14 protein-coding genes and 1 other RNA gene are annotated in these 10,837 nt (G+C 65.7%); 9 read left to right on the forward strand and 6 right to left on the reverse strand.

Annotation, left to right across the window (positions count from 1 at the left end; genetic code table 11):
• Window positions 1–1,187 (reverse strand): cytochrome c family protein (locus VFB18_RS00910; protein WP_324970396.1); only part of this gene is annotated, 1,187 nt, incomplete at its 3' end.
• A 151-nt stretch (window positions 1,188–1,338) separates the two neighbouring features.
• Between VFB18_RS00910 and VFB18_RS00915 the strand changes: the two genes are divergently transcribed.
• The 3 genes from VFB18_RS00915 to VFB18_RS00925 are packed head-to-tail and all read left to right on the forward strand — an operon-like array spanning window position 1,339 to window position 3,542.
• Window positions 1,339–2,079 carry a 3-deoxy-manno-octulosonate cytidylyltransferase gene (locus VFB18_RS00915; RefSeq protein WP_324970397.1) on the forward strand — a complete coding sequence of 247 codons (741 nt, stop codon included), beginning with the start codon at window positions 1,339–1,341 and terminating at the stop codon, window positions 2,077–2,079.
• 55 nt (window positions 2,080–2,134) lie between these two features.
• Window positions 2,135–3,001, forward strand: coding sequence for a prephenate dehydratase (locus VFB18_RS00920; RefSeq protein ID WP_324970398.1), 867 nt, complete (start codon window positions 2,135–2,137; stop codon window positions 2,999–3,001).
• A 49-nt stretch (window positions 3,002–3,050) separates the two neighbouring features.
• A complete protein-coding gene (locus VFB18_RS00925; protein ID WP_324970399.1) occupies window positions 3,051–3,542 on the forward strand; it encodes a DUF6790 family protein in 492 nt (163 codons plus the stop codon).
• Window positions 3,543–3,589: 47 nt separating this feature from the next.
• Here VFB18_RS00925 and VFB18_RS00930 read toward each other — a convergent pair whose 3' ends face one another.
• The 3 genes from VFB18_RS00930 to VFB18_RS00940 form a co-directional block, all read right to left on the reverse strand.
• Entirely contained in the window at window positions 3,590–3,895 is a 306-nt protein-coding gene (locus VFB18_RS00930) for a hypothetical protein (protein ID WP_324970400.1), read from the reverse strand.
• A 137-nt stretch (window positions 3,896–4,032) separates the two neighbouring features.
• Window positions 4,033–4,305: a hypothetical protein gene (locus VFB18_RS00935; protein WP_324970401.1), complete on the reverse strand. Its 273-nt coding sequence runs from the start codon at window positions 4,303–4,305 to the stop codon at window positions 4,033–4,035.
• 87 nt (window positions 4,306–4,392) lie between these two features.
• Entirely contained in the window at window positions 4,393–4,677 is a 285-nt protein-coding gene (locus VFB18_RS00940) for a high potential iron sulfur protein (RefSeq protein ID WP_324970402.1), read from the reverse strand.
• Window positions 4,678–4,898: 221 nt separating this feature from the next.
• Here VFB18_RS00940 and ffs point away from each other — a divergent pair.
• The 5 genes from ffs to VFB18_RS00965 all read left to right on the forward strand — a co-directional run bounded on the left by ffs (window position 4,899) and on the right by VFB18_RS00965 (window position 8,409).
• An RNA gene (gene ffs, locus VFB18_RS00945) (signal recognition particle sRNA small type) lies at window positions 4,899–4,999 on the forward strand.
• 62 nt (window positions 5,000–5,061) lie between these two features.
• Window positions 5,062–6,882, forward strand: a complete 1,821-nt coding sequence (locus tag VFB18_RS00950) for a DNA polymerase III subunit gamma/tau (protein WP_324970403.1) — start codon at window positions 5,062–5,064, stop codon at window positions 6,880–6,882.
• A complete protein-coding gene (locus VFB18_RS00955) occupies window positions 6,879–7,199 on the forward strand; it encodes a YbaB/EbfC family nucleoid-associated protein (RefSeq protein WP_324970404.1) in 321 nt (106 codons plus the stop codon). The genes VFB18_RS00950 and VFB18_RS00955 overlap by 4 nt, the downstream gene beginning before the upstream one ends.
• 199 nt (window positions 7,200–7,398) lie before the next feature.
• Window positions 7,399–8,004, forward strand: coding sequence for a recombination mediator RecR (gene recR / locus VFB18_RS00960; RefSeq protein WP_324970405.1), 606 nt, complete (start codon window positions 7,399–7,401; stop codon window positions 8,002–8,004).
• Between the two features lie 120 nt (window positions 8,005–8,124).
• Window positions 8,125–8,409, forward strand: a complete 285-nt coding sequence (locus VFB18_RS00965; RefSeq protein ID WP_324970406.1) for a hypothetical protein — start codon at window positions 8,125–8,127, stop codon at window positions 8,407–8,409.
• 29 nt (window positions 8,410–8,438) lie between these two features.
• Here the strand turns inward: VFB18_RS00965 and VFB18_RS00970 are convergent, their stop codons facing one another.
• Window positions 8,439–9,824, reverse strand: a complete 1,386-nt coding sequence (locus VFB18_RS00970; RefSeq protein ID WP_324970407.1) for an AmpG family muropeptide MFS transporter — start codon at window positions 9,822–9,824, stop codon at window positions 8,439–8,441.
• Window positions 9,825–9,951: 127 nt separating this feature from the next.
• Between VFB18_RS00970 and VFB18_RS00975 the strand changes: the two genes are divergently transcribed.
• Entirely contained in the window at window positions 9,952–10,446 is a 495-nt protein-coding gene (locus tag VFB18_RS00975; protein WP_324970408.1) for a VOC family protein, read from the forward strand.
• Here VFB18_RS00975 and VFB18_RS00980 read toward each other — a convergent pair.
• Window positions 10,400–10,837, reverse strand: a 438-nt coding sequence (locus VFB18_RS00980) for a two pore domain potassium channel family protein (protein ID WP_324970409.1), incomplete at its 5' end; no start/stop codon positions are given. The genes VFB18_RS00975 and VFB18_RS00980 overlap by 47 nt on opposite strands.

Below are 10,837 nucleotides of genomic sequence, written 5' to 3' on the forward strand. Positions count from 1 at the left end.
GTCTCAGCCGAAGGCGCAGCTTCTGGAGCCGGAGCCGGCGGCGTCTCGGCTGACGGCGCAGCTTCGGGCGCGGGAGCCGCAGGCGTCTCGGCCGAAGGCGCAGGAGCGGCCTCGGGCGCGGGAGCAGCGGGGGGCGCGGCCTCCGGCGCGGCGGCTGGTGCTTCGCTCTTCTTCTCCTCCGGCGCGGCGGCTGGTGCTTCGCTCTTCTTCTCCTCCGGCGCCCCGCCCGCGCCGGGTTTCGGCAGCGGCAGCGGGCTGTCGCTGTTGGCATTGAGGTAGGCGATCACGTCGGCCCGCTTCTTGGCCTCGGGAATGCCGGGGAAGGCCATCATCGTGCCGGGAGCGAACGCCGCCGGGTTGGTGAGCCACGCATCGAGCTTGTCGAAGGTCCAGTCGCCTTCATGCGCCTTCAGCCCCGGCGTGTAGTTGAAGCCCTCGACCGAAGCGATCTTGCGCCCGACAACGCCATAGAGGTTCGGCCCGACGAGCGCCGCGCCCCCCTTGTTGAAGGTGTGGCACACCTTGCAGAGGCCGACATCGGCTTCGCCCGCCTTGGGGTCTGCGGTGGCGAGAAGCGCCATGAAGTCGCCTCCGCCCGCGGCCGGCGGGGCCTCGCCGCCGGGGGCCGGCGCCGGCGTCTCTCCGCCCGGCTTCGCCTCGGGAAGCGGCGGCGGGTTGTCGTTCTTCGTGCGCAGGAAGGCGAGCACGTCGGCCCGGTCCTTGGCATCGGGCAAGCCGGGGAAGATGGACATCTTGGTGCCCGGCACGTATTCGCCGGGGTTCGTGATCATCTTGTCGATCTTCTCATAGTCCCAGGTCTCGTTGTTCTTCGCCTTGAGCGCGTCGGAATATTCGTAGCCTTCGTGGCCTGCGATCTTGCGGCCGAGCACGCCGTAGAGATTGGGGCCGATCATGTTGGGGCCGCCCTTCTCGAAATTGTGGCAGAGCGCGCATTTCTTGGCGACCTCTTCGCCATGCTTGGCGTCAGCCTTGGCGAGCAGGGCAGGGAGTTCGTCGCCGGCCGGCTTCTCGCCGCCGGGCTTGCCGGCCTCGGTGCCGGGAACCTCGTAGCCCGGCGTCTCCTCGTGCTCCTCGAACGCGATGTTGATCAGCGTTCTTGCGCCGAAAAACAGCAACAGCGCCCCGAGCACTGCCATGGCGATCTGATTGAAGCGGTAATAATTCATGGTCCAATTCCCCCCAAAGCAAGGCTACTTGAGCAGCTCTTGCGACGCGGCGCGACACTATAGAGCGTATGGGCTTGTTGCAACTCAGACAATTTGCCTTACGCCCGGCTCTGGCCTAGGAAAATTTCCCGCCAAGCCAGGACCCACGCTCATGGCAGATTGCCTTATCGTTATACCGGCCAGATTGAAAGCGACAAGGCTTCCGGACAAGCCGCTTGCCGACATTGCCGGCGAGCCGATGATCGTGCATGTCTGGCGCCGCGCGACCGAGGCGGGTTGCGGGCCGGTCGTGGTCGCAACCGATGCAGAGGCGGTGCGCGATGCGGTCCTGCGTGCTGGCGGTAAGGCCTTGATGACACGGGCCGATCACCCGAGCGGTTCCGACCGCGTGTTCGAGGCCGTCGAGACCTTCGACCCCAAGGGCGAGATCGAGGTCGTGGTCAATCTCCAGGGCGACCTGCCCACGCTCGACCCCCGCCTCGTGCGGAGCTGTCTCGCCGCCCTGCGCGACCACGACGGCGACATCGGCACCATCGCGGCGGTCATCGCGCGCGAGGAGGAGCGCACCGACCCCAACGTGGTTAAGGTCGTGGGCACCCCGCTCAAGGGAGGAGTGACGCTGCGCGCGCTCTATTTCACCCGCGCCACCGCGCCCCACGGCGAGGGCCCGCTCCTCCACCATATCGGCATCTATGCCTACCGCCGGCAGGCGCTGAAGCGCTTCGTCTCGCTGCCTCCATCGCCGCTCGAACAGCGGGAGAAACTCGAGCAGCTCCGCGCGCTCGAAGCCGGCATGCGCATCCATGTCGGTCTCGTTGACACCGTCCCCCTCGGTGTCGATACTCCCGCCGACCTCAAACGGGCGCGTGAAATTCTTTCCCGGCCATCCTGATTTCCAGTCATGCCCTGTGTTCGCGGGCATGACGAGTTCCACAAGCCGCACTCCTATGATCAAGTCAAAGGTGAACAAGATCGCCTTCCAGGGCGAGCCCGGCGCCAATTCGCACCTCGCCGCGCGCGACGCCTTTCCCGACATGGAGGCGCTTCCCTGCAATACCTTCGAGGATGCGCTCGCGGCGGTGAAATCGGGCGAAGCCAGGCTCGCCATGATCCCGATCGAGAATTCGGTGGCCGGCCGGGTCGCCGACATCCATCATCTGCTGCCGCATTCGGGTCTCTATATCGTCGGCGAGCACTTCGAGCGCGTGCGTCATCAGCTTCTCACCCTCCCCGGCGCCAAGCTCTCCGATCTCAAGACGGTGCACAGCCACACTATGGCCCTCGGCCAATGCCGCAAGGCGATCGCCGCGCTCAAGTTGAAGCCGGTGATCGAGGCCGACACCGCGGGCGCCGCCCGCCACGTGCGCGAGCAGGGCGACCGCACCAAGGCCGCGATCGCCTCGAGCCTTGCCGCCAAGATCTATGGTCTCAAGATCGCCAAAGCCGATATCGAGGATGCCGAGCACAACACCACGCGCTTCGTCGTGCTCGCCGCCAAGCCTGTCAAGGTGCCGAAGAGCGACGGCCCGGTGGTCACGAGCTTCGTGTTTCGCGTGCGTAACGTGCCGGCCGCGCTCTACAAGGCGCTCGGCGGTTTCGCCACCAACGGCGTGAACATGACCAAGCTCGAGTCCTATCAGCTCGAAGGTTCGTTCAACGCCACCATGTTCTATGCCGATATCGAGGGCCACCCCGAGGAGCGGCCGGTCGCGCTTGCGCTTGAAGAGCTGCACTTCTTCTCGAGTGAAGTGACCGTGCTCGGCACCTACCCGGCGAGTCCCTTCCGCGCCAAGCTCAAGGCGACGCACGGCTGAAGAGCGCGAATCGCTTATCTTGCGGAAGCCTTAGGGTCGGGAGGCTCCCATGATCGGCATTGCCATCGCGCTCTTAAGCGTGTTGCTTCCTGTCCTGCATCTTTATGTGAGCAAGCTGCCCCGGACGCGGCGCCGCGTCATTCATATTCTCCTGCTCTACGCGCTCGTGCTGGATGTCGGCGTCATCGGTCTGCCGCTCGGCTTCATTCCCCATGTCTTTTTTGCCGACGAAACGGCGCGCATGATCGGCTGGGCGCCGGGAAGCCCGTTCCAATTCGAGGTCGGCATGCACGACGGCGCCTGGGGCGTGCTCGGTTTTCTATGCATCTGGATCGGCGGCACGTTCTGGCTTGCGACCGGGCTCGGCTGGTCGCTGTTCATGCTGGGCGCCGCTTACGGGCACATCCGCGAGACGATGCTCAATTCGGACTACGCGCCCTACAACTTCCTGACCGTCTTCTCAGACGGGTTCATCGCCGCCTGGCTGCTTCTCCTGCTTTGGCTCTATTGGCGCGAGGGCGGATTCGAGCCGAGCGGCTAGCGGCCGCCCCGAGCGCACGGCGTCGAGCCTCCGGACGCGGGGAGAGCCTATTGCTGCTTCATGGTCGCCGATGGCGCTTTGTATTTTTGGATTTGCTTGCCGGGGCTGATCGTCTTTGCCGGCGTGCAGCTGCTCGTCGTGGTCTTCTCCACGCTGCATACCGGCGGATCTCCGAGCGTGCAGCACGATTTCGAGCACGTCGTCGAGTCGCAATTGTGCACCACGCCGTTGATGGTCTTTTGTGTCTTCACGGGGCTGCCGCAGGTCTCGGCCCCGCACTGCTTCTGGGCGGCGAGCGCCGCCATCGGAACCACCAAGCACACTACGAACGTCAAGAGCTGCGTGTGGGTCATGCCGGCGCTTCCTTCTGTTAAAATTTGTTGGTGGGCATTCCTTCTTGCTGCAGGCGGGCTAGGCGAAAAACTCCGCCGAGAAAATACAATACCGCCGAAGCCGCAACAATTCCGAAGACCGGGAACACTTGACCCAGCTATTGAGCCGGCGAGGATTGCGGCGCGGACGCTTGGGCGCCGTGCACCGGGGCGCTTGGCGAAGGCGTGGTCGAAAGCGACACGTCTATCTTGCCATAACCGTAATAGACCAAGGCTCCGAAGCCGATGGCAAACAAGACGGCCGAGGTAAGTGCGTTCAGGGCGGGACGCCGGCTGAAGACTATGACGCTACCGACGAAGTCGACGATGAAAACGATGATCGCCGCGATGAGCACCGGCTCAAACCAGGCATATTCAGCGGGCATAAACATAACCGTGCCTCTACGCAACCTAACGCGGAGGCCCCGTTGAAGTTCCGCGCCCGCGCTGCGTGATAAGCTCGCGCCGCTCGATTGAATCTAGGCAGACTTGGCCTGGAAGAGCTGGCACCATCCGCTCGCGCTGATCGGATCCTCAACGACCTTGCAGGACGCCGGCGCCACGAACTGCACGCAACCCGAGCACTGCTGGCCGTTATTGGGGTGATCCTGATATTTGGCGGCGTCGTGCGTGAGCTTCGTCTGCGCGAAGAGGTTCGGCGCAACCGCGCTTGTCGAGATGATGGCGCCCGCCACCATCGGCACGCTCTTCAGCACCGAACGGCGGCAAATTCCCTTCTTTGGCGAGTCGGATGGATTGGTCATGCGAGCACTCCTTGCATTGCCCAGAAATGAAGCGAGTCTCGCCGGCAGAAACCTTGAGCTTCGCCGAAAAGTTCCGGACACCCCCTTTTTTGAAGTGGCCAGAGCCGGGCAGGACCTCGAACCTTGCGCTTCGCCTATAGGCAAGGATCTGCCCGGCGCGAGATTGCCGGAGGCGTGAAGCCGGGTTGCCACGGGGCAGCCGATCTCCGATATACTCTCTTCGGGAGGTTGGCGGCAGGCGCGTGCCTCGCCAACCGGGTCAGGTCCGGAAGGAAGCAGCCCTAACGAGCGTTTCGCGGGTTGCTCGTCCAGCCTCCCACCTCGCCTTAAAGCGCTATAGTGCGTATTTGCTGGGCTCGAGCCTGGCGTGATAGTCCCACGAAAATGTCCGAACCTCGCCATCAGAAGAGTACGCCCGGCTCAGCCGGCAACGCTCAGGCCTCTTCCGCCGCGATTGGCGAGAGCCATATCGCGCTTGCGCGCAAGTACCGCCCCAAGGTCTTCGCCGAGCTGATCGGCCAGGACGCCATGGTGCGCACCTTGCGCAACGCCTTCGCGTCGGGCCGCATCGCCCAGGCCTATATGCTGACCGGCGTGCGCGGGGTGGGCAAGACCACGACCGCGCGGCTCATCGCCCGCGCGCTCAATTACGAGGCGCCGGGCGTGTCGGGCCCAACGCTCGACATGGACGGTGAGGGCGCCCATTGCCGCGCCATCCTCGAGAGCCGCCACCTCGACGTGGTCGAGATGGACGCGGCCTCCCATACCGGGATCGACGACATCCGCGATCTGATCGACAGCGCGCACTACAAGCCGAACACCGCCCGCTACAAGGTCTACATCCTCGACGAGGTGCACATGCTCTCCAAGCCGGCCTTCGCCGGCCTGCTCAAGACGCTCGAAGAGCCGCCTGAGCACGTGAAGTTCATCTTCGCCACCACCGAGGTGCGCAAAGTGCCGGTCACCGTGCTCTCGCGCTGCCAGCGCTTCGACCTGAAGCGCATCGAAAGCGATGAGCTCATCGAGCATCTTAAGCGCGTCACCGCGCAGGAAGGCGCGACCGCCGAGGAGGGCGCGCTCGCGCTGATCGCGCGCGCCGCCGAAGGCTCCGTGCGCGACGCGCTTTCGATCCTCGACCGCGCTATCGCCTTTGGCGCCGGCAAGGTCGAGACCGAGTCCGTGCGCGGTCTCTTGGGCCTTGCCGACCGCGGCCGCATCTTCGATCTGCTCGAGACGGTGTTGAAGGGCGACGCGGGCGCTGCCCTTGGCCAGCTTGCCGAGCTCAATCGCGACGGCGCCGAGCCCGGCCAGGTGATCGCCGACCTTGCCGATGCGGTGCATGCCGTGACGCTCGTCAAGGCGGCCGGCGAAGGGAGCGCCGATCCCGCCATAAGCGAGGCCGAGCGCGCGCGCGCCGCCGATCTCGCCAAGCGCCTCTCCATGCCCGCGCTCGCCCGCGCCTGGCAGATGCTGCTCAAGGGGCATGAGGAGGTGCGCTCGAGCCCGCGCCCGCTTGCCGCCGCCGACATGGTCCTGGTCAGGCTCGCTTATGCCGCGGAGCTTCCGCCGCCCGCCGAGCTTGCCCGGCAGTTGCGCGATGGCGGCGGCCGGAGCGAGAAGGCGCCGTCACCGCCATCGCCTCCACCGAAGCCCGCACGCAAGCCCGCTCCGAGCGAAGCAAAGGCTGCTCCGGCAATATCCTCCCCGGCGCCATCGCCAGCGGGGCGGCAAGCCGAAGAGTCGGAAAATTCGGCCCCGCCCGAGGCCGCGCCCTCCTTGGAGCTCAGGAGCTTCGATGACGTGGTGGCTCTTGCCGAGGCAAAGCGCGACTTGAAACTGAAGCACGCGCTCCTTGAGCAAGTGCGCCTCGTCCATTTCAAGCCGGGCAATATCGAGCTCAATCCGCTGCCGCAGGCCGCCAAGAACCTGACGCAGGAGCTGATGCGCAAGCTGAAGTCCTGGACGGGCCGGGTGTGGATCGTTGCCGTCAGCGACGAGCCCGGCGCCGAGCCGCTCGGCCAGCAGCGCCGGGAGAAGGAAGCGCGCGAGATCGAGACGATTCGCGAGCACCCCAAGGTCAAGGAAGTGCTCCAGCATTTTCCCGACGCCCGCATCGCCGCGGTGAGGCCGGCGGCCACGCCGCAGGACGCCGATGGGCCGGGCGAGGAGACCGACGATGTGAGAGAGGACGGGACGAGCCGATGAAGAACTTCACTGAGATGATGAAGCAGGCGCAACAGCTGCAAGGCCGCATGGCGGAGATGCAGGCCGAGATGGAGCGCACCGTCGTCGAAGGACGCTCCGGCGGCGGCATGGTCGTGGTGTCGCTCAACGGCAAGGGCGACATGACCGGGTTGAGCATCGATGCGTCTCTGCTCAAGCCCGGCGAGGGCGAGATCCTCGAGGATTTGGTCGTGGCGGCCCACGCCGACGCCAAGTCGAAGGTCGAAGAGGCGATGAAGGAGAAGATGAAGGCGCTCGCTGGCGGCCTCCCGCTCCCTCCCGGCCTCAAGCTGTTCTGATGACTCCGAACAAGCCGACAAACTTGCCGCTCGCTCCCCGCTCCCCCCTGGTGGGGGAGCACGTTCGCGCCAGGCGCGATCGGAGGGGGGTGAAGGGCAGTGCGTGCCTATTTGCAGACCCCTCCTCCCTATCCCACCAGGAGCGAGGGGATACAGCTTGGCCGCTCCGAGCCGCCCAACCGTGCGCGGAGCGCCTTTAATGGCGAAAGTCGCGGCAGGGCCCGAGATCGAACGGCTGATCCAGCTCTTGGCGCGGCTGCCGGGACTCGGCCCCCGCTCGGCGCGCCGTGCCGCGCTCGCTCTCGTGAAGAAGAAGGAGCAGCTTCTCGCCCCGCTTGCCGCCGCGCTCGCCGAGACGCGCGACACGATCCTCACCTGCGAGATTTGCGGCAATATCGACACGCAGAGCCCGTGCACGCTCTGCCGCGATCCTGCCCGCGACCGCTCTCTGATCTGCGTGGTCGAGGAGGTCGGCGACCTGTGGGCGCTCGAGCGCGCAGGGGTGCTCAACGGGCTCTATCACGTGCTCGGCGGCACGCTCTCCCCGCTCGACGGCATAGGTCCCGAGGACCTCGCCATCGCCAAGCTGATCGAGCGGGCGCGCGACCCGCACGTCAAGGAAGTGCTGCTCGCGCTCAATGCCACCGTCGAGGGCCAGTCGACCGCGCACTATTTGATGGACCAGCTCGCCGGCACCGAGGTGACCGTCTCGCGGCTTGCCCATGGCGTGCCGATCGGCGGCGAGCTCGACTATCTCGACGAGGGCACGCTCGCCGCCGCCGTCAAGTCGCGCAAGGCCATGTAACCAACGGCGCCCGGCCTGAGACGCAATGTTCCGGAGCGCGGCGCTAGGAACCACGTCGCGCCCTCATACATTTTGTAATGGGCACTCGATAATTCCTTTGCCATTTGCAAGGAGACGACCATGCGACGATTTTTGATGTTGGTTCTTGGGGCGCTGGCGCTCGCTTCGGTAGCGCTCGCGCCTGTCACCGCTTCCGCGGGCCATGGCCATGGCCACGGGCACGGCGGCCACGGCCATTGGCACGGGCACTGGCACGGCGGCCACGGTCACTGGCACGGCCATTGGGGCCGCGGGTGGGGCGGCTGGGGCTGGGGCTGGGGCCCGCGCATCTATATCGGGCCGCGCTATCGCGGCTGCTGGGCGCCGGGCTACGGCTGGGTCCCCTGCGGCGGCTGGTGGTGGTAGCCGTTTGAATCAGTGACGCGCGCGGGCCGTCACCCCGAATTGGCGGCGCGTTCCTTCGCCTCGATCTCGGCGAAATCGCCGCGGGCCGTAAGCAGCCAGAGCAGCAGGAGGCCCGGGATCGCGGCGGCGGCGCACAGCGCGAAGAACGCGATCCAGCCGACGCTCTCGGCCACGTAGCCCGTGATCGAGGCAAGCGTCGTGCGCCCGAACGACGCGAGCGCGGTCAGCAGCGCGAACTGCGTCGCCGTGTGCGCCGGGCTCGAGCAGAGCGCCGAGAGATAGGCAATGAACACGACGGTGCCGATCGCGCTCGTGAAGTTCTCGGTCGAGATGGCGACGGCGAGCCCGAGATGGTTGGTGCCGAGCCAGGCGAGCCAGGAGAAGGTGAAATTCGCCACCGCCTGGAGCACGCCCGCAACGAGCAGTGCGCGGGAGAGCGGCATGGCGCGCGCGAGCACTCCGCCCGCGACGCCGCCGATGAGAAGCGCGGCGAAGCCCACGCCCTTCACGATGGCGGCATAGCTCGCCTTGTCGAAGCCGATATCGAGCACGAACGGTCCGGTCATCACCCCGGCGAAGGTGTCGGTGAGCTTGTAGAGAACCACGAACAGGAGGATGAGCAGGGCGTCCTTCTTGGAGAAGAAATCGGCGAACGCGGCGTAGGCCGCGCGGAAGAAGCGGAACAGGGGATTGCCCTCGCGCTCGCCGAGAGCCTCGGCCTCCGCCTCGCGCTCCTTGGCGCGCGGCTCCTTGGCCAGCAGCGCCGCCACCATGCCGATGACGACGAGCGCCGCCATCACCGCATAGCCGTAGGCCCACACCAGGCTCTTATCGACGCCGACATGCTCGAAATAGGCGACCAGCGCCACCGCTCCCGCGGTCGAGATCAGCATGCCGACGCGGTAGGCGGCGACGAAATAGGCCATGCCGGCCGCCTGGTTCTCGGTCGGCAGATATTCGACGCGGAAGGCGTCGATGACGATGTCCTGGGTGGCCGAGGCGGTGGCGACGATCACTGCGGCAAGCGCCACCATCCAGGGGTTGGCGAGCGGATTCTGAAATCCGAGGAACACGATCGTCGCCATCAGCAGGAGTTGCGAGAATACAAGCCAGCCGCGCCGGTGGCCGAGCAGCCGCCCGAGGATCGGAATCTGGAACGCATCGACGATCGGCGCCCACAGGAACTTGATGGTGTAAGGGACGCCGACCAGGGAGAAGAGGCCGATGGTCTTGAGATCGACGCCGACGTCCTTCATCCACAGAAGGAGCGTCGAGGCGGACAGCGCGAGCGGCAGCCCCGAGGAGAAGCCGAGCAGAAGGATGATCAGCACGCGCGGATCGAGGAAGACGGCCGCCGCGCGCGCTATCCGCTCGCCGAAGCTTGGCTTCGCTGCCGTTCCCTCTCCCGCCGTCATCTGTCCCTAATACCAATCCCATAGGCGTTCGTCATGCCCGGCCTAACCCGTCATGACGCAAAATTGTGCTTTTCGCGTGCGTCGCTAAGCACGGACACGCGTTATTCGGCCAAAAAGGGAGAGACTCATGGTGCGCGTCACAGGGATCGATCATCTCGTCTTGAGCGTCGGCGACTTCGAGAAGTCCAAGGCCTTCTATGCCCCGTTGATGGAGTTCTTGGGCTTCGGCGTCGAGGCCGAATATGAAGGCAGCATGATGGGCTGGGCCAACGGCAAGACGCTGTTCTGGATCGCCGCCGCCGACGCGGAGGGCAAGAAGCACAAATACCGCAAGGGCGATATCGGCTTTCACCATTATGCCTTTCGGCTCCGCAGCCGGAAGGACGTCGATGCGCTTCAGGCCTATCTCGAAAAGAGTGGCGCGACCATCGTCGATCCGGCCGGCGAATATTACGACGACTATTACGCCGTGTTCTTCCTCGACCCCGACGGCATGAAGCTCGAAGGCATGAAATGGGGCGAGAAGCACGAGGAGGCCGCCAAGAAGCGCGCCGCGCGGAAACGCGCCGCCGCCGCTAAGAAGAAGGCGCCGTCTCGCCGCCGTGCCGCAGGATCTCGATGATGAGCGCCGTCGACCAGCCGATCAGCATGATGCCGTTCAGCGCCGTCATGGGCGCGAGCAGCCACCAATTCTCGGCGAGCGGCGTGCCGTTATAGCCGAGCGTGGTGTAATTGGCGAAGGCGAGCTCGACGAGACGCGCGCCGGGCGCCGCCGCGCCGACGAAACCGTAGGTGACCGCCCACAGCACGACCTCGACGCAATGTCCGGCCACGAGCAGCGTTCCGGTGGCGACGATGATGAGCGTGTATTGGGCAAGATGCGGCACGAATCTGTCGCTTACAGAAAGCCGCCGCACCGTCCACACCACGGCGGCGAGCAGAACAGCGTGGATGACGAGATTGATAAGGCTCGCCGCGCCCCCGGCTAGAACCTGGCCGAGCACGACGCCGCT

The sequence above is a fragment of the Methyloceanibacter sp. genome (assembly GCF_035650995.1).
GTDB lineage: Bacteria > Pseudomonadota > Alphaproteobacteria > Rhizobiales > Methyloligellaceae > Methyloceanibacter.